Genomic DNA, 19,376 nt, shown 5'->3' with positions numbered 1-19,376 from the left:
AGATCTTTTTTTAGTAATTATAATACATTACTATGGTTTTTTATTTTTTTAGTTCTATTAAATTTTAGAAAGAGATTTTTACTTACAGATAATGTTAAATATTTTCACGAAAAAGTATTCATAAACTATAAATGTAATATCTTTGGTCTTTTTCAAAGACAATTAAGCCTTAATGAAGTTAATTTACATTAGAATTTGCCTTTTGGGTATTGTTTTTTTTTCGATGAATAATCGAGCTCAAGAAACATTACCAATTTACCAAGATTATTTATCAGACAATGTGTACTTGGTACATCCAGCTGCTGCAGGTATAGGGAATTCAAGTAAGTTAAGGTTAACAGCAAGACAACAGTGGGCAGGTGTGCCTAACGCACCAGCTTTACAAACTATGAGTTTTCATACTAAGTTTCATGAGGAGTCTAATGCTGCTTACGGATTTGTTTTATTTAATGATAAAAATGGGTTTCATTCTCAAAAAGGAATACAAGGAACTTATGCTTACCATTTGCCTTTAAGCACTTCTAAGATTTTTCAACAACTTTCATTTGGTTTGTCATTTAGTTTTGTACAAAATCAATCAGATCAAAGAACATTTATTGGAGATCCTAATGTAGCTAATATTGTACAAAGTACTAGTTATTACAATGCAGATTTTGGAATGGCTTATCATTACAAAGGTTTCTCTTCTTATTTTACTGTAAGAAATTTATTGTTAACTGCAAAAAACAGTTTAAATATTCAAGAACCTGTAGATTTAAGAAATTATATCCTATCTGCAGGATATTATTATGGTGAGGATAAGTTTATTCAATTAGAGCCATCAATAATGCTTCAGTTTAGAGAAAGTACAGGGCAAACTATAGCAGATTTTAATGTAAAAGCGTATAAAACATTTTCGAATACTCAATTTTGGGCTGTATTATCTTATAGAAGAAGTTTTGATGCTAACGCAGTAGAAAATGCTCAATTTTTATCACCAATTGTAGGAATCAACTACAAAAATTTAATGTTTTCTTATACCTATACAAACCAAATGAATGATACCGTTTTTACCAATTCTGGTTTTCACCAATTTTCATTTGGAATAAACTTGTGGACTAAAGAACCAAGAGCAGCAGCTTGTCCTAATATTAATTCTCCTTATGGGAGTTTTTAAAAATAGAGTTCTTCAACTACTGTATTCATATCATTTTTTGAAATTAAGAATTCTAAAACATCTTTGTTTTTATTGATAAAAAATTGATGTTTGGGTGTGTTATTGATAGTGTTTGTCAATTGGTGTTTTTCTAGAATCGCTTTTGTTTGTCTTGCAACAGCTTGACCAGAATCTATAATTTGGATTTTATTACCAACAATTTTTCTTATTTGTGGAATTAAATATGGATAATGTGTACAGCCCAAAACCAAACAATCTACATTTTGATTTAATAAAGGAATAATATATGAAGATAATAACTCGGTCATTTCTTTAGAGTAAAGTTTTCCGTTTTCGATTAGTTCTACCAAACCTTTTCCAATAATTTCCTTTTTAAAAACCTTTTGGTTTATGGTGCTTGATGTTTTTTCGAATAACGCACTGTTTAAGGTTCCTTTTGTAGCAAGAATACCAATAGTGTTTGTTTTAGTTTTTAAAGCAGCAGGCTTTATCGCTGGCTCTATTCCTATAAAAGGAACAGTATACTTTTCACGTAAAACTTTTATTGCGTTAGTTGTTGCAGTATTGCAAGCTACAACAATTAGTTTTGCATTTTTATCTAATAAAAATTCTGTGTTTTTTATAGATAGATGTATGATTTCATCTTTGCTTTTTTCACCATATGGAGCGTTAATACTGTCAGAAAGGTAAATGGTATCTTCATTTGGTAAAAGTAGTGTTATCTCTTTCCAAATAGAGGTGCCACCAACACCAGAGTCAAAAATACCGATTGGAAAATTGTTGGATGTAATCATTCTTGTAAAAATAAAAAAACCTACTGATTTCAGTAGGTTTTAATTATTTATTTAAGTTCTAATATTTAGAAACCTAATTTAGCTTTAACAGCGTTATATAAGTCTTCACCTTTCATAACTAACAATCCTTTACCTTTAGATGCATCTAATACATAAACAATACCTTTAGAAGCAGCAACTTCATCAATTGCTTTTTGAGCTTTTTCTACAATAGGTTGTAATTCATCAGCTTGTTTTTTCTGCATGTCTTGGTAAGCAAAACGTCTAGCTTGTTCAATTTTTAAACCTTCTTGTTGCAACTCTTGAGCTCTTTTATCATTAGTTTCATTGGTTTGAGTTTTAGACTCAGCAACGTATCTTTTTCTAGTAGCTTCTAATTTTTTCTCCATTCCGGTAATCTCATCTTGATAAGTTTTACCTAATTTTTCCATATCAGCTTTTAAAGTTTTTGTTGCTGGCATAGCTGCTACTAGTTTTTCAAAGTCAATGTGACCCATTTTTTGTGCATTTGCAACACCACCTACTCCTAAAGTAAATACAGCAATTAATAGTAACGTTTTTAAATTTTTCATTCTTGTTTTAATTTAATTATTATTCTCGTCTTTTTTTTGTTGTTCTTTTTTCTTTCTTGCAGCTTCTTTTTTCTCTCTTAATAGTTTTCTTTTTTCTTCTCTTTGTTTTTCTTTGCTTCTCTATCTGCAATTTTTTTTGCAGCTGCATCTTGTTTCTTTTTCAGCGCGGTTTTCTGTTTTTCTGTTAACTCTCTTTTTGGAGTCGCTTTCTTTTTGTTCTTTTTTGCTTCTCTTTTTTCGTTCTTTTGTTTAATTAACCTTGTTCTGTCTATGGTTGATAAAACAAGTTCGCTAATATCGTATTTTTTATTGGAATATAGCATGACCAAATCACTTGATTTATCAAAAACAAAATCGTATTTTTTTCTTTTAGAAATACTTTGAATTGCATTGTAAACTTGATCTTGAATAGGTTTTACCAATTGCTTACGAATCATAAACATATCACCATTAGGACCAAAGTATAAAGATTCTAACCTCCTTAATTCTTGTTGTTTTAGATTGATTTCTTCTTCTTTTTCCTCAATCAAATCTTTTGTAAGAATTGCTTTTTCATTAGCTAAATCAGTTTTAAGAACCTCTATATGTCTTGCTTGGTCATCTAGTTTTTTTCGCCACTTGGCAATTTTTGCATCAAGTGTATTTTGTGCTTCAAGATATTCAGGTACATTCTCAAGAATGTACTCCATATCTATGTAGGCAATAATTTGATTTCTTTGTGACCAAGAAATACTAATGTTAAGTAAAAGAACGATTAATAAAATTATTTTTTTCATTTGTATAATGTATTTAGAAAAAACCATGCCAAAAAAATAAGATATACAAATTTACAATTTTCTTAGAACTGTCTTCCTATGATAAAATGTGTCTGCCAACCAGATTTTTCAATTCTACCAGGTAGTGGATCAAATCCATGAGCAAAGTCAATACCAAGTAAACCAAAGGCAGGCATAAAAATTCTTACACCCAAACCAGCAGATCGCTTTAGTTGAAACGGATTAAATGTCTCAAAATTGTCATAAGAGTTACCAGCTTCTAAAAATCCTAATGTATAAATAGATGCAGAAGGTGAATCTGTAATAGAATAACGTAATTCTAATTGGAATTTATTGTAAATAGAACCACCATCTATTGATGATAATTGATTATTTTCATAACCTCTTAATCCTACAACTTCTCTACCATCTAATTGAAAAACAGCAATACCATCACCACCCACAAAATACCTTTCAAAAGGGGAGAGACCTACCTCAGAGTTGTAAAATCCTAAAAATCCAAATTCAGCATTTGTCATTAAAACTAATTTATCTGTAAACGAAGTGTACCATTTACCTTTAGCATTAAATTTATAATACTCTAGCCATTTATAATTGTCTGCCACTCTAGCATTTCTTTCTGACTGTGATAATCCAGAAGGAATCGAATAATCTTTTCCGTTAACTAATGAATAAGGAAAAGTTGCTTTTACTCCAAAAGAAAACTCAGAACCATAAGTAGGAAATATTAAACTTGGACCTGCTGAGTTTCTAGAAATAACAGCGTTATATGACAAGTTGTTTAAAGTACCGTTACTTAAAATATTATTACCAACTCTAAAACCATAATCTTTTAGCTTAAAGCTTTGGTATGCAATTGTTTGTGACAATTGAAAATAATCATCTGGCCATTTTAAACGTTTTCCTAAACCAACAGAGGCACCTATAATTCCTAAACTTCGGCTTCTATCTACATCAAAAGTTCTTGGATCTAATTGATATTGATTAGAAGAGTATATAGAAAAGGATAAAGATTGTGGCTTTTTACCACCTAACCAAGGTTCTGTAAAAGAGAAACTATATGTGCTAAATGTTCTACTTGTTTGTAAACGTAATGATAAAGTTTGACCATCACCCATTGGTAAAGGTTTGTATGCATCTTTGTTGAAAATGTTACGAATAGAAAAATTATTAAAAGATAATCCTAAAGTACCAATGAATGAACCACCACCATAACCACCTTGTAATTCTATTTGACTGCCTCCCTTTTCTACAACTGTAAAATCTATATCAGCAGTTTTGTTTTGGTAATCTGGAACTACATCTGGAGTAACATTTGAGTCAAAGAAACCTAACTGACCAATTTCACGAATAGATCTTATTATCTGACTTCTGCTAAATAAATCTCCTGGTTTTACTCTTAGTTCTCTAAATAAAACATGATCATTTGTTTTATCGTTTCCAGAAACTGTTACTTTTCTTATTCTAGCTTTTTCATCTTCTCTAATTCTAATCTCTACTGTAATAGAATCGTTTTTTACTCTAGTTTCAACAGCATTTACAGAAGAAAAAAGAAAACCATTGTCTTGATACAAAGTAGATATGTCTTGTGAGGTTGGTGAACCATCACCTTGAATTCTTTCCTTTAGAACGGCACCATTATAAACATCACCTTTTTCAATTTTGAGATACCTTTGTAGTTGTTCATCTGTATACTCTTTATTTCCAACAAATAGAATTTCTGCAAATCGATATTGTCTACCTTCTTCTAAATCTATGTGAATGTTTATTGTGTTATTAGGATTCCAGGATATACTATCACTTAAAATTCTTGCATCTCTGTATCCTAATCTACTATATTTGTCTAATATACTTTCGAGATCTTCTTGAAAATCTTCCTCTATATATTTTGATGATTTCCAGAAACGACCAATCACTTTTTCTTTAGTGTTCTTCATCGTTTTTCTGAGCTTTCTATCAGATATAGCTTCGTTACCTGTAAAAAGAATGTCTTTAATTTTTATTTTTTTTCCTTTATCAATGTAGATAGACATGTTTACAGCGTTTATGTCTCCTGTATCTTTTTTTACGTCTAAACTAACTTTAGTTTTCAAGAAACCTTTGTCGGTAAACTTTTTTGTAAAATAATTTTTTGTGGTAACAACTAAGTTATCTGTTACCATTGCACCTGTTTTTAATTCAGCTTCTTTTTTTAATTCTTTTGCTTTTCCTTTTTTTATACCAGAAATGTTAACATGATTTAATTGAGGTAACTCTTGTACATCAAATTGAAGGTATATGGTGTTACCATCAATTTTAGCCAAGTAAACATCTACATTGCTAAATTGTTTGCTTTCATAAAGTTTTTTTATGGCACTTGTAAGTTTGTCTCCAGGGAGTTTTAAAGGTAAGCCAACTCTTAAGCCTGTAAATACCCTTACAGTTTCTTCACTAAATTTCTGTAAACCAGTTACAGAAATACCACCTAAGATATATTCTTTACCTTTTTCAAAAGAGATGTTTTTAACAGATGTAGTGTCTTTTTTTTGTATTGATAGACTGTCTTTTACATTTTGTGCTTTAGTGCTAAAACTAAAAAAAAGTGTTACTAATACTATGGTAGCAGAAAATAATTTCATAATGAATTTACTCTGTAATTTGTTCGCTTGTCTTTCCAAATCTTCTCTCTCTATTCTGATAATCTATTATAGCATCATAAAAATGCTCTTGTCTAAAGTCTGGCCAAAGTACATCTGTAAAATATAATTCAGCATAAGCCATTTGCCATAATAAGAAGTTACTAATGCGATGTTCTCCACTTGTTCTTATCATTAAATCGACCTCGGGCAAATTAAATGTATATAAATGGTTATTAATAGTTTTTTCGTCAATTTCTTTTAACGAAAGGTCTTTATTAACAACTTTTTTAGATATGTTTTTAATTGCATTAACAATTTCTTCTCTTGAGCCGTAACTCAAAGCCAATGTCATTACAATTCTTTGATTTTTTTTTGTTTTCTCGATAACATCTGCTAAAGTTTTTTGAGCATTTTGTGGTAACACTCCAATATTACCTATTGCATTTACTTTAACATCATTTTTTTGAAAAGTATTATATTCTTTTTTAAGAGAGTTTACTAATAAACTCATTAATGCGTCTACTTCTAGTTTAGGTCTTTTCCAGTTTTCTGTAGAGAAAGCATAAAGTGTGATTGCTTTAACACCAATTTCTGCAGCAGTTTCTATGGATTGTCTAACAGCAGTTAATGCATTTCTATGACCAAAAACCCTATTCATACCTTGGCCTTTAGCCCAACGCCCATTACCATCCATGATAATAGCAACATGTTGAGGAACTCTCTGTAAGTCTATGCGTAGTTTTTTATCCATATTTTAAAAACCGTCTTTATAGCAAGGTGGTCTACCAAAAGTATATACCAGAGAAACCCCCGTGAACATATACCAATCATTACCTGTACCTTCGATATTAATTGCAGGGGTATCCTTTGTAACAAAATCTAAATCGTCTTGGAATGTGTACCTAAATTTTGCTTCGATTGCAAATGCTAATTTTTTATGTAACTTAGATTTGTATCCAATACCAAAAGGAATTGCTATTGAAGTTTTGTTGCCAAAATCAATATTATTCACAGCAGTATGAGATATTACGTTTGTATAATTAAATGCAGCCAACTCTAAAAGAAGATATGGTGTCCAAGTTTTATCATCAGAAGACATATTAAACTCATAAAAATTATACTCTATACCTAATGCTACTTCGTGTATTGTGTTTGTAAAACTATACATTCTATCTTTTCTGAATCTGGTGTCAGCATCTTCGTCATTGCCAGAAATTGGTAAATAGCTGTATGTTGCTCTTAACGCTATTCTAGGGTTCCAGTTGTATTTATAAAATAAGGCACCTGCAGGTTTATTAGGATAGACATAATAATTCTTGCCAATATCACCAACATAATTTGATCCACCAAAAGACAAACCCAATTCATGGATTTGAGCTGTTGAAAAGGTTGCGAAACTTACCAATACAAAAAATAATATACTGTTTTTCATTCTAAAAAATAGCGAGCAAATATAAGTAAATCAATTTGCTTTATAAAGTTAATATTCAGTCTTTTTTGAATAACAACTATTTTGAGTAATTATTGTAAAAAAATGGTTAAAGATTGGTTTTATTTCTAATATCTTCTCCCCACAACAATTTACCTCTTAGTGTTTTTAAAAACGATTGGTTTTTAGGCAAAATACTTTTTATGGAAAAGTCTGTTTTCTCGATAAAAATAGTGGTGTTATTTGGTACTGTAGTTACTCTAGAATCTAAAGAAATTAAATAGCTTTTTTCTCTAGAGTCTACTTCTAAAGTAATTTTAGTCTCATCAGAAATTACTATTGGTCTTGCATTTAAATTATGAGGTGCAATTGGAGTGATAACAATGTTTTTAGAATCTGGCAAAATAACAGGGCCATTACAACTTAGTGAATAGCCTGTAGAACCTGTAGGAGTTGATATTATTAAACCATCTGCCCAATAATTTGTAAGGTATTCACCATTTAAATACGTCTTAACGCCAATCATAGAAGTGGTGTTTTTTTTGGCGATGGTAACTTCATTTAAGGCAAAGTCTAATTCTTTAAAATCATTAACTTCTGGTTCTGTTTTTATAGATAAAAGAGATCTTTCTTGCAAGGTGTACTCTCCGTTTAAGACCAACTCGACACTTTCTTGAATTGCATCTTTAGGCACATTTGCAAGAAACCCTAATCTACCAGTATTAATTCCTAAAATAGGAATGTTCAAATCTCTAATATGTGTGGCAGATCGCAAAAAAGTTCCATCTCCACCAATGGTAAACATAATGTCGAAAGAACTGTCTAAATCACGAAAACTTTTAAAAGAAGGGTATTTATCTTCTATAATGTTGTGTTGTGTTAGCAGGTTGTAAAAATCAATTTCAATGTAAAATTCAATATTATTTTTTTCAAGAACACTTACCAATGTGCGAATTTCATTTTCTGATGAAATGGCATAAGATTGTCCGTAAATTGCTGCTTTTTTCAAAATGTAATTTTTGGTGTAACCTATTGGTATAGGTTACATTTCTAAATATTTTTGTAAATAGTCTGATCTGTTTTTCAAATCCTCTAGATAGATGTCATTTTCATGCATGGATACAATTTTATAATCATACCTTCTAAACGTTTGCATAATTTCATTGATTTCATCCGAAATTACTTTTACTGTAATTTGAACAAACTCTCCAGTTTTTTCAGAAATATAAAGTCCTAATAATTTACCGCCATTAGATTCAACAATTTGTGTAATCTCACTCATTGAAAAATCGTTTTGTAACTTTTCTACAATTAAGGTTTCTCCTTCTTCAATCATAAACGGACTTGAAGAAAATACATCCAACACATCACGCAAATCTAAATATCCGATATATTCCTTTTTATCATTTAAAATGGGAATAATATTGGAATCGTTATCTGCAAAAATTTTAAGTAATTCTAAAACAGTTGCTTTTTCATCCGCAAAAAAAGAGTTCAATAAATGGTTATACATCACCAACTCGTCTTCTTTATTTTCTATTGTTTGAATATCTTCTTCCGCAAAATTACCTAATAACATGTTGTTTTCGATTACAGGAAAATGTGTGATAGGGTAGCTTTTAAACACTTTTTGTGCTTTTTTTACATCGTCTTTTAAGCGAAGTGGTCTAATTTCTTCTGATAAGTATTCTGTAATATTCATACAACACGAATATAGGATAAAATGATTTAATAAATTATCTTTGCACTCTAATTTTAGAGAATGACTAAATTAAGTGTAAATATCAATAAAATTGCAACCTTACGCAATTCTAGAGGAGGAAATGTACCCAACCTTTTAAAAGTGGCAACAGATATTCAAGAGTTTGGTGCAGAGGGTATTACTGTTCATCCAAGACCAGATGAAAGACATATTCGTTATCAAGATGCTAGAGTTTTAAAAGATGTGGTAACTACAGAATACAATATCGAAGGAAATCCGATACAATCTTTTATGGATTTGGTTTTAGAAGTAAAACCTACACAAGTTACTTTGGTGCCAGATGCTGTAGATGCCATTACGTCTAATGCAGGTTGGGATACCATTACGCATCAATCTTTTTTACAAGAAGTAATCAAAGAGTTTCAACAAAACGGAATTAGAACTTCAATTTTTATCGATACTGATGTAAAATTGATGGAAGCTGCTGCAAAAACAGGTGCTGATAGGATTGAACTCTACACAGAACATTTTGCAAGCGAGTTTGAAAAGGGAAATGTCAATGCTGTAAAACCATATACAAAAGCTGCAATTGTTGCTCACGATTTAGGTTTGGGTATTAATGCGGGTCATGATTTAAGTTTAGATAACATTAAGTTTTTCAAAGAACATATACCGCATTTGGCAGAAGTTTCTATTGGACATGCTTTGATTGCTGAAAGTTTGTATTTAGGGCTAGAAAACGTCGTGAATATGTATTTGCACAGACTACAATAAAATATGGAAATACTACATTCAAAAATTATTGGTGAAGGAACTCCGTTGTTGATTTTACACGGATATTTTGGAATGTCTGACAATTGGAAAACCTTAGGGAATCAGTTTTCGGAAGATTTTGAAGTACATTTAATAGACCAAAGAAATCACGGACGTAGTTTTCATGCAGATGAGTTTAATTACGAAGTTTTGGTGGAAGATTTGTACAGCTACATACAGCATTACAAATTGGATAAAGTCTGCATTATTGGACACTCTATGGGCGGAAAAACAGCAATGTTGTTTGCGGTAACTTACCCAGAATTGCTAAATAAATTAATAGTTGTAGATATTTCTCCAAGAAAATACCAACCCCATCATAATGCAATTTTAGCAGGATTGAATTCCATTGATTTTTCGATACAAAATACTAGGGGAGCAGTAGATAAAAAATTGGCTGCATTGATTCCTGAGTTGGGAGTGCGTCAATTTTTGTTGAAAAATGTATATTGGAAAGAAAAAGGTGTGTTAGATTTTAGATTTAATTTACAGTCTTTAACAGAGAGTAACTCAGAAGTAGGAGAGCCTTTGCCTCCTTTTACCATTTTTGAAAAAGATACTTTATTTCTAAAAGGTGATAGATCTAATTATATTACCAAGAATGAAGAAGCTACCATAGAGGCGCATTTTCCGAATTCTAAAATTGTTGAGATAAAAAATGCAGGACATTGGCTGCATGCAGAAAATCCAAAACAATTTTACCAAGAAGTTATTACTTTTTTGGGTTGATTTCTAAGCGTTCTTATTTTTCTGAGTTGCTAGTATATTCAGTTGATTTCATCATTAACAATATGAATGATAATTTTTAGAAGAAATTTTAAAATATGAAGTAATCAAAACAAATGTAAATATTGTGTTGAACTTTTTATTTCTTAATACTGATGTATTTTTTTAAATCTGAACTAAGGATGTCATATAGTTCCTTTTTATTGTCAAAATCAGTTTCTGTAAAAACAAAGCCAAAAAGAGGATATTTTTTAATGTCTAATTCTCTAATCAGTATAGGGTTTTCAAAATCATTAGCAAGAGCTTCAAAATCAAATTTGGAAATATCATTAGGTTTAATTCCTGAAGCGTTATCTAAAACGATAATACTAAATATTTTGTTTTCTTTTCCTTTAAATATGGTGTCCCAATTTGGACAAGCATTTTCAAAATAGTACTTATAAGTATTAATACCAACTGCAACTCCAGATAAATCAGCTGTGGTGCACCAACCACCAAATCGAAGTGGGTTGATTTCAATGGGAACAATTTTTCCGTTCTCATCTATTCTTACTTCAGCATGAGCTGGAAAATTCTTTAATTGAAGTTTATTTCCAATCTTGTTTAAAAACTTCTCTAATTTTAACTTATGTTGATTAATAATTGCTTTAGAAGTAGAGTATACTCTGTCACTTGTATCTTTTTCTGATGAAAAAACATGATGTAAAATATTTAGAATAATTACCTCCCCTTTATCATTATGGTAATAATCTATAGCGTATTCTTCACCTTGAATAAAATCCTCTATAATAAAATGGGAAGTGTCAAGTACATTTTTTGGAAAAATACTTTTGAGATTGTCTGGCTTTATTTCTTCTTTTACCTGTATCCAGTCTTTTATATTGTTAATTATATATACACCAATACTTAAAAAACCTATTGATGGTTTTATAACAAATGGAAATGTCAATTCTTTATCAGGAATAGTCTGAATGTTTTCTAGCTTGATTTTTTGGAATTTAAATTCAGGAAATATGTCTTTTATTTCCTCTCTGAACTTTACTTTGTCTTTGAATGTATTGATTTGTTTTGACAATTTACTTCCCCAAAAGTGTTTATCAATCCAACTAAGAACATTTTCTGAATTAGAATAGATTCTCTGAGAAGAGGTATTTTTTATAGTTGCTACAGCTTCTTTTTCGCTAATCCAATTTAAAGAATTATCAGCTATCAATTCAGTAGCCATTTTAGTTGCAACAACTTTGTAGTTATTTTCTTTAATGGTGTTGATAAGAAAATCAGAAACATATGGCTTATCAATTAGATACATTATATTTTTTATTTATTGTTTTGTGAGTTTTTATGTAAATCAATTTCAAGGCAGTTAACACTTAAAGAAACTTATTATCAATGATTTAGTTTAGGAATGAGCGAAGTTAGTTTTTTAAGAGGAATAAACAATAAGCAAAAACACTGAATCAAAAAAAAACCGAGCATGTAGCTCGGTTTTTATATAAGATTAACAACAAATTTTTATTGTTCTTTGTTCTTTAGATCTTTAACGTATTCTTGAAAACGTTTTCCATATTTGGTGGTTTTAACACGCTGAGAAAGAGAGTTGTTTACAGTGTCTAACAATTGTAAGCTAGCATCGTACATTTCTGTTAAACCTAAATAAGGGGCTACTTCTGTGTCTGCATTATTTAAGGCAAAATTAGTGGTGTATAACACTCTACGTTTTGAGAGTTGTTGGTACTCTTTTTGTAATTTATCTATCAACGCTAGATCATTGGCTTTTCGTGCTTCAAGGTTTTTCTTGACAAATTCTAATCTCTCATTTTGAAACTTCATTTTTATTTTGTTGTAAGTTTCTAAAATGGTTTGGTTTTTAGAGCCCATAATTTCAGGTTGAAAACCAAATTTATCTACATCATTATTAATGGTAATAGTACCTTTTTCTCCAAAAAATAAAATTCTTTTATCTGTTGTATTTCCATCAAAGGTTAAGTAATACAATTCTGGAGTATCAATATCATCTGTTAAAATAAAAGTATCGTTACCTACAAGTTTAACAGAATCTACAGAAACTAAAATAGTGTCTTTCATTTTCTGTAAGTAAAGGGTTCCTTTTTTTAAACCTTTAATTTGCCCAGTAACAATCATGTTCCCTTCATTCTTAGAAGAACAAGCTACCATAAAAAGTGATAACGCAAAAAGTGTAAAAATTTTCTTCATAAATCTAAAATTTCGATTGCAAATATGCGTATTTATCAAGATAAAGACTATTAAAAACTGTAAAATTTAACTTACCCATTTCATCATTAAGGCACAGAAAAACGCTCCGTAAGTACCTAATGCATATCCTAAAACTGCTAATAAAACTCCAACTGGTGCTAAAGACGGATGAAATGCACCTGCCACAACTGGGGCAGAAGCTGCACCACCAATATTTGCTTTAGAACCTACAGCTAAAAAGAAATAGGGTGCTTTGATAATTTTTGCCATCAAAAATAGTAAGCCTACATGGATAATCATCCAAACAAAACCAATGGCAAACAAACTGATGTTTTCTACAATGGCATTCAGGTTCATTTTCATACCAATAGAGGCTACTAAAATGTAAATAAAAACGGTTCCTATTTTACTTGCTCCTGCACCTTCGTAACTTTTGGCTTTGGTAAAAGATAAGAAAATACCAATAGTAGTTGCTGTAATAATTAACCAGAAGAAAGAACTTCCAAGGCCAAAATCAACCAAAAAAGGAACATTGTTGGTAATGTAACTTCCTAAATTATCTCCTACAAAATGACCAATTGTGGTTACACCAAATGCGATTCCTAATAAAATAATTAAATCGTTAAAAGACGGAATTCTTGCGGTTTCTAAAGTGAATTTTTCCATCTTATTTTTAAGGTTTGTGATGGATGAGTTATCAGCTTTAAACCATTTGTCGATCGCATCAGATTTGGCAACGCCCAATAATAAAAATGCCATCCAAACTTCGGCAACTAAAACATCTACCACTGCCATAATACTAAATAAGCTATCGCTAACTTCCCATTGTTCTTTCATTGCCAATTGGTTTGCACCACCACCAATCCAACTTCCTGCCACTGTAGAAAGTCCTTTCCAAAGTTCTGTTCCTTCTACTTGTACTAAAATATCTGGTGCTACATAGTTGAAAAATAAAATGGCTAATGGTCCACCAATCATCACCCCAATTGTAGCTGTTAAAAACATGATTAATGCTTTTGGACCTAATTTAAACACGCCTTTTAAATCGATACTCAACGTTAATAATACCAAAGAAGCTGGTAATAAAAAACGTGATGAAACATAATAAATACTACTTTTTCCTGTAAACTGATCGTACACAGCGCTGTCTATATTATTTGTAGCAATGTAGGCTTTTAATGATGCTAAGTTGGTTACATTTTCTAAGTTGCCATACAGCGTGTTTAAGTGAGTTATTGTGGCTTGAACGTCTATCCATTTGTCTGCAATAATACCTAAAGAACTAAAAATTGATGGCACAAAATAACACAATAATAAAGCAGGAACTACTTTGTAAAATTTGGAAAAAGAATTGAGTTTAGAGGTGTAAAAAATCAGTGCTAGAATAACACATAAAATTCCAAAAATTGTGGTATCACCTGCAAATATAGGAATGTCGTTGTTGATTTCTGAGATGCTCATATGTTGTTTTTTATAATGTTTGCTTTGTGTGATGATTTGTGTTTAGAATAACACCTAGTTGCAATCGATGCGATTTTGTGTTATTAAATTGAGTGTACATGTAGCCCAATTTTATTTGTAATTGTTCACTCATTTTTTGTAAAAAACCAAATCCAGTTCTATTTTCACCAAAACTTTTTTTTGCAAATTTTATGAAAATTTCATTAAAGCAATAAGTTGTTAGTTTTTTAGAAAGCGGATATTTTAGAAATAAACCATATCGAATTCTATGAGTAGTTTTGTTTGCGAAATTTTGTGTTCTAAAACGCTGTGCCAATCTAATTCTATGTTTTACTTTAAAATGCCCCCAATTGTCTTTCATATTTAAATCTTGATAAAGCCGATATTCGTACAAATCTGGTAAATTTTCTTTATAAGAAACATCTTTTATAGAATACACAGACCCTAGAGTTAAATTTATTTTTTTATTGAAAGCGTAATTTACACCTACTCTGTAAATTTCTTGCTGATATTCTGTGATAAATTCATAATACCTTACATGAAAGCTAGTTTTTAAAGTGAATTTTTCTGATACTTTGTGAGAACCATTGTACATGTACCAAGTTCCTAATTTATCTTCAGAAGAAATTTGAGCTTGAGCCTTATAGAAGATAAGACTTAAGCCCAAAAGCAATAGTGTTTTTTTCATAGAATAATTAATTCGTAGAATAAATATTAGTTTCTTTAAAAGGTGAAATATTAATGTTTTCTACAGATTTTTTATAGGTAATCCAGTCATTATTAAAGAATGTGTTGGTTTCTGAAACCGCTTTTTTAAACTCATCTTTAAATTGATTCATCAACTGTGTTTCTGTAGCTGTTTGTTCACCAAAACGAGAGCGAATGTATCTGCTCGCTAAGCCAAAACGTTGCGTAACTGTTATCTCAGGGTTTCTTGTAATACCTTGTCTTTTATCAATTTTACCTAAATATAATGCGATTAATCCATCTATTTTCTTAATAATTTTTGAGGAAGCACTTATTTGATCTTTGTACTTCTTTTTATCTTCTTTAGATAAATCAGATTTTATTGAAGAAGCAGTGTTTTTGCTTTCTATCAATTGTTTAACAATGTTAGCTATCTTTTCTTGGTAGCTTTCGAGCTCTTTACTAGCATTGTATTTTTGATTGATAGCAGCATCCGAAATTTGTAATCTTGGGTCAAACTCAACTTTAATATTTTGTTCTGAAACAGCATCACCAAAAGTCATTTTTAAACGATAAGTTCCTGGTTTAACAGTGACGCCACCAGGTTCTCTTGTTGATTTTCTAATGCTTCTAGATGCTCTAGCAACGCCTTTTTCTCTTAAATACCAAGTTGTTTTATGAACACCATTTTCTTTAGGAGCTTTAAATTTTAAGGTTCTTATTTTTCGAGCACCATCAAAAACCTCAAGTTTAATCGAGTCGTATTTTACGCTCTTTTTAGTTTCGGTAACCTTTTTCTTCGATTTCTTTTTAGAGGATTTTTCCTCTTTTTTTGTCTCAGGTTTATTGATGTAGTATGAAATTAGTGCACCACGACGTCTATTTTCACCTTGGTATAATGCATCAGCTCCAAACCTACTTCCTGTGGGTTGTTGGCTTGCATTCTGATAAGCAATTGGAGGTGCAAATAATGCTAGTTTTTTACTAGTTACATTTCCTTTTGCAATTGCTCTTAATGGTCTAATATCATCTAAAACCCAAGCAGCTCTACCAAAAGTACCAATAACTAAATCTTGTTCTCTTGGGTGAATTACTAAATCTTTAACAGGTACAGTTGGGAAACCATTGGTCCATTTTGTCCATTTGTCTCCAGCATCAACAGAAACGTATAAACCATCATCAGTACCTAAAAATAATAAGTTTGCATTTTCAGGATCTTCGATAATACATAAAGTGTAGCTTTGTACATCATTTTCATCTACAATGCGCTCCCAAGATTTACCGTAATTTTTGGTTCTGTACGCATAAGGTGTGTAATTAAAACGCCTATAATCGTTAGCGATTAAAAGAGCCTCACCTTTATTTTTGTTAGATGCTTTTATTTGAGTAATCCAACTGTTTTCTGGCAAACCTTTAATGTTTTTTGCAACATTTTTCCAAGAATCTCCTCCGTTTTTGGTGATGTGCACTTGGCCATCATCTGTAGCAGCCCACAAAACATCTTTTTCTAAAACAGTAGGTTCAATTACTAAAACGGTACAGTGATTTTCAGCACCAGTAGCATCCATGGTTAAACCACCACTTTCTGCTTGTTTTAATTTTTCTGGATCATTGGTTGATAAGTCAGGGGAAATTACTTTCCAAGTCAGTCCTTTATCAGTTGATTTGTGTACAAACTGACTCCCAAAATACAAAGTATTGCTATCAAAAGGATCCATATTAATGGCAGCATTCCAGTTGAAACGTAGTTTTACATTTGCGTCAGGGTGCGTAGGTTTCACAGAATAGTTATTTCCTGTAATATAATCATATCGTACCACAGAACCTTGTTGGCTCATAGACCATCCATATCTAGAATCGTCTTTATCAGGAACTACGTCAAAACCATCACCAAAACTAATTTCTTGCCAATACGAATTTCTAATTCCTTGTGCTTTCCAAACATACGCAGGACCTCTCCAAGAACCATTATCTTGCATTCCACCATACACATTATAAGGGTATTCATTATCTACATTAATGTGATAAAATTGCGCTACAGGAATATTACCTATAAATCGCCAAGATTTACCGCCATCTTTTGTAATGTTTAATCCACCATCATTACCATCAATCATAAATTTACCATTCTTTGGATGAATCCACCATGCGTGATGATCTGGATGAACGCCATTATTTGCATTGTAAGCGGGCATTAATTGATTGAAGTTCTTACCTCCATCTTGTGATACATTTACATAGGTAAAAACAGTATACAATCGATTTTCATTTTGAGGGTCAACATAAATTTCTGAATAATAAAAAGGTCTATTTCCTATTCCTGGTTTGTTATTAACCATTTTCCATTTAAAACCTCCATCTTCACTTTTGTATAAGGCATTTTTCTTTGCTTCTACTAAAGCATAAATTACATTAGGTTCACTTGGAGCAATAGCCACACCAATTCTTCCTAATTCACCTTTTGGAAAACCTTCTTTTTCTGTAATTTTTTTCCAGTTTTCTCCACCATCATGAGTAATGTATAGTCCACTTCCTTCTCCTCCAGATTTAAAAAACCAAGGATCACGTTTATGTTCCCACATTGCAGCGATTAATTTGTTTGGGTTTGTAGGGTCCATAATTAAATCTGCAGCACCAGATTTTATATTGGTAAACAATATTTGTTTCCAAGTTTTTCCACCATCAATAGTTTTATAGACACCACGTTCTTTGTGTTCTCCCCAAGGAGATCCAATAGCGGCAGCATAAACAATATCTGGATTTGTAGGATCTATAATGACTCTGTGAATGTGCCTTGTTTTTTCTAAACCCATAGCTTTCCAGGTTTTACCTGCATCTAAAGATTTATAAATTCCAAATCCGCCATTTAAGCTATTTCTAGGGTTTCCTTCTCCTGTTCCTGCCCAAACTACACTTGGATTAGATTGTTGTATGGCAACAGCACCAATAGAAGCAGTGAGTTCTTTTTCAAAAATCGGTTCCCATTTTACACCACCAGAAGTCGATTTCCAGATTCCACCAGAAGCTGTACCAACATACATGATTTCGGGATTGCTTTCTACCACATCAATAGAAGTAACTCGGCCAGACATACCTCCTGGGCCAATATTTCTAGGTTTCATATTTTTTACCAAATCCATTGAAAACTCTTGTGAAAAGAGTAGGGTAGAGCAAGCTAAAAAAAGTAGTGTAAATAGTTTTTTCATTTTGTAAGGTTTGAATGATTTGAATTAGTGGGAACAAGATACAAAATAGAAAACGCTCAATAATAATTGAGCGTTTATTTTAACAGTTTATAAAGGATGTGATTTTTATCTTATTATAGAAATGATATTTTAAAATACTTACTTATAGGTATTTACTTGCCTTTGTGTAGTCTCTATTTTTGAAAATATTAACTTAAACTTATCGTCATGAAAAAAAAGACATTAATTAAAAAAGTAATTTGTACAGCTGTTTTTGCTTGTTCATTAGTATTGAATGCACAAATATCTGTAGACAATAAAGTGGATACCAATGCTATGTATAGCAATTTGCAAGAAGCCGTTAACGCTGCCAATACAGGAGATACTATTTACGTACATTCTTCTACTATTCGTTATGGAAATGTAGCAATTGATAAAAAAATTGTGTTGTTAGGGAGAACCCCAAGAACAAATTCTGCTCAAATACAAGGTATAGAAATTAAACTATCTGGTTCTGGTACTATTATAAAAGGTTTACGAATATCGTCTATTAGCACAACATTTGCCACTAACTTGTTAATTGAAAACAATTGGATTACAAGTGGTATTTCTTTTGGTAACCCGACTACTACAAATCGAATTGCTACGATTAGAGGAAATTTTATTAGTAGTATTTTTAACCCAAGAAAAACATTAATTACAAATAATTACATTACTGGTAGTATAAACAGTATACAAGAGGTTAATACTACAATTATCACAAATAATCTTTTTCCAGTAGGCGTTGGTATTTATAATGCAGATAATGCCAATGGGAAAAAAGCCTTGGTGCAAAATTGTATGTTTTTAGGCAGATCTACAAGCCCATTAACACAGAGGTTTGATAATTTGAATTTAACGAATTGTTTGTTCTTTAATTACGGAGGTGCTACTTTTGAGGTAAATGAAAGTGGTTCTAGTAATTCATCTTTTTCAGATATTTTAGAAAATACCAATCCACAGTTTACTAAATTTAACGATGCTGATTTTGCAGACATCACTAATGATTTTACCTTAAGAACAGGTTCTCCAGCCATTAGTGCAGGTTTAAATAACCAACAAATTGGTATTATGGGTAATGGGTATACTTATAGAGCTACTTTGCATCCTTTTGGTATACCTACCATACAAATTGTTTCTTCTACAGGAGAAGTGCCAGAAAATGGTACGTTAAAAGTAACCTTTACCGGTAAATCTAACTAAG

General features: G+C 31.1%; 17 protein-coding genes. 4 read left to right on the top strand and 13 right to left on the bottom strand.

The genetic code is table 11. From position 1 onward, the window contains the following. The first annotated feature begins 172 nt into the window (after nucleotides 1–172). Nucleotides 173–1,156, top strand: a complete 984-nt coding sequence (locus FP421_RS13865; RefSeq protein ID WP_159951595.1) for a PorP/SprF family type IX secretion system membrane protein — start codon at nucleotides 173–175, stop codon at nucleotides 1,154–1,156. Here the strand turns inward: FP421_RS13865 and murI are convergent. The 8 genes from murI to FP421_RS13825 form a co-directional block, all read right to left on the bottom strand. Then, nucleotides 1,153–1,947 (bottom strand): glutamate racemase, encoded by a 795-nt coding sequence (gene murI / locus FP421_RS13860; RefSeq protein WP_394350701.1) that lies wholly within the window; start codon nucleotides 1,945–1,947, stop codon nucleotides 1,153–1,155. The genes FP421_RS13865 and murI overlap by 4 nt on opposite strands. A gap of 68 nt (nucleotides 1,948–2,015) precedes the next feature. Then, on the bottom strand, nucleotides 2,016–2,522 hold the full coding sequence (locus tag FP421_RS13855; RefSeq protein WP_159951591.1) for an OmpH family outer membrane protein: 507 nt from the start codon (nucleotides 2,520–2,522) through the stop codon (nucleotides 2,016–2,018). Nucleotides 2,523–2,599: 77 nt separating this feature from the next. After that, nucleotides 2,600–3,298: an OmpH family outer membrane protein gene (locus FP421_RS13850; RefSeq protein WP_236548124.1), complete on the bottom strand. Its 699-nt coding sequence runs from the start codon at nucleotides 3,296–3,298 to the stop codon at nucleotides 2,600–2,602. 62 nt (nucleotides 3,299–3,360) lie between these two features. Beyond that, on the bottom strand, nucleotides 3,361–5,916 hold the full coding sequence (gene bamA, locus FP421_RS13845) for an outer membrane protein assembly factor BamA (protein WP_159951589.1): 2,556 nt from the start codon (nucleotides 5,914–5,916) through the stop codon (nucleotides 3,361–3,363). Between the two features lie 7 nt (nucleotides 5,917–5,923). Further along, a complete protein-coding gene (locus FP421_RS13840; protein WP_159951587.1) occupies nucleotides 5,924–6,667 on the bottom strand; it encodes an isoprenyl transferase in 744 nt (247 codons plus the stop codon). Nucleotides 6,668–6,670: 3 nt separating this feature from the next. Continuing rightward, nucleotides 6,671–7,348, bottom strand: a complete 678-nt coding sequence (gene porG, locus FP421_RS13835) for a type IX secretion system protein PorG (protein WP_159951585.1) — start codon at nucleotides 7,346–7,348, stop codon at nucleotides 6,671–6,673. 106 nt (nucleotides 7,349–7,454) lie between these two features. Next, on the bottom strand, nucleotides 7,455–8,354 hold the full coding sequence (locus tag FP421_RS13830; RefSeq protein ID WP_159951583.1) for an NAD kinase: 900 nt from the start codon (nucleotides 8,352–8,354) through the stop codon (nucleotides 7,455–7,457). Between the two features lie 33 nt (nucleotides 8,355–8,387). Beyond that, entirely contained in the window at nucleotides 8,388–9,047 is a 660-nt protein-coding gene (locus tag FP421_RS13825; protein ID WP_159951581.1) for a CBS domain-containing protein, read from the bottom strand. Between the two features lie 60 nt (nucleotides 9,048–9,107). Between FP421_RS13825 and FP421_RS13820 the strand changes: the two genes are divergently transcribed. Both FP421_RS13820 and FP421_RS13815 read left to right on the top strand, forming a co-directional pair. Beyond that, nucleotides 9,108–9,821, top strand: coding sequence for a pyridoxine 5'-phosphate synthase (locus FP421_RS13820; protein ID WP_159951579.1), 714 nt, complete (start codon nucleotides 9,108–9,110; stop codon nucleotides 9,819–9,821). Nucleotides 9,822–9,824: 3 nt separating this feature from the next. After that, nucleotides 9,825–10,589, top strand: a complete 765-nt coding sequence (locus FP421_RS13815; RefSeq protein ID WP_159951577.1) for an alpha/beta fold hydrolase — start codon at nucleotides 9,825–9,827, stop codon at nucleotides 10,587–10,589. Nucleotides 10,590–10,725: 136 nt separating this feature from the next. Here FP421_RS13815 and FP421_RS13810 read toward each other — a convergent pair whose 3' ends face one another. The 5 genes from FP421_RS13810 to FP421_RS13790 all read right to left on the bottom strand — a co-directional run bounded on the left by FP421_RS13810 (nucleotide 10,726) and on the right by FP421_RS13790 (nucleotide 18,154). Then, the gene (locus FP421_RS13810; protein WP_159951575.1) at nucleotides 10,726–11,895 is read right to left on the bottom strand and encodes an ATP-grasp domain-containing protein; all 1,170 of its coding nucleotides are present in this window, start codon (nucleotides 11,893–11,895) and stop codon (nucleotides 10,726–10,728) included. 203 nt (nucleotides 11,896–12,098) lie between these two features. Continuing rightward, the gene (locus FP421_RS13805; protein ID WP_159951573.1) at nucleotides 12,099–12,800 is read right to left on the bottom strand and encodes a DUF4369 domain-containing protein; all 702 of its coding nucleotides are present in this window, start codon (nucleotides 12,798–12,800) and stop codon (nucleotides 12,099–12,101) included. 66 nt (nucleotides 12,801–12,866) lie between these two features. Further along, nucleotides 12,867–14,261 carry a DUF819 family protein gene (locus tag FP421_RS13800; protein ID WP_159951571.1) on the bottom strand — a complete coding sequence of 465 codons (1,395 nt, stop codon included), beginning with the start codon at nucleotides 14,259–14,261 and terminating at the stop codon, nucleotides 12,867–12,869. Nucleotides 14,262–14,271: 10 nt separating this feature from the next. Next, nucleotides 14,272–14,949 (bottom strand): DUF2490 domain-containing protein, encoded by a 678-nt coding sequence (locus FP421_RS13795; protein WP_159951569.1) that lies wholly within the window; start codon nucleotides 14,947–14,949, stop codon nucleotides 14,272–14,274. A gap of 7 nt (nucleotides 14,950–14,956) precedes the next feature. Then, nucleotides 14,957–18,154, bottom strand: coding sequence for a WD40/YVTN/BNR-like repeat-containing protein (locus tag FP421_RS13790; protein ID WP_159951568.1), 3,198 nt, complete (start codon nucleotides 18,152–18,154; stop codon nucleotides 14,957–14,959). Nucleotides 18,155–18,361: 207 nt separating this feature from the next. Between FP421_RS13790 and FP421_RS13785 the strand changes: the two genes are divergently transcribed. Then, a complete protein-coding gene (locus FP421_RS13785) occupies nucleotides 18,362–19,375 on the top strand; it encodes a right-handed parallel beta-helix repeat-containing protein (RefSeq protein ID WP_159951566.1) in 1,014 nt (337 codons plus the stop codon). Nucleotide 19,376 lies beyond the last annotated feature (1 nt).

Source organism: Polaribacter septentrionalilitoris, assembly GCF_009832745.1.
Taxonomy (GTDB): Bacteria; Bacteroidota; Bacteroidia; order Flavobacteriales; family Flavobacteriaceae; genus Polaribacter; species Polaribacter septentrionalilitoris.
The sequence above is the reverse complement of the archived record's forward strand: the minus strand, read 5'-3'. Positions and strand labels throughout refer to the sequence as shown.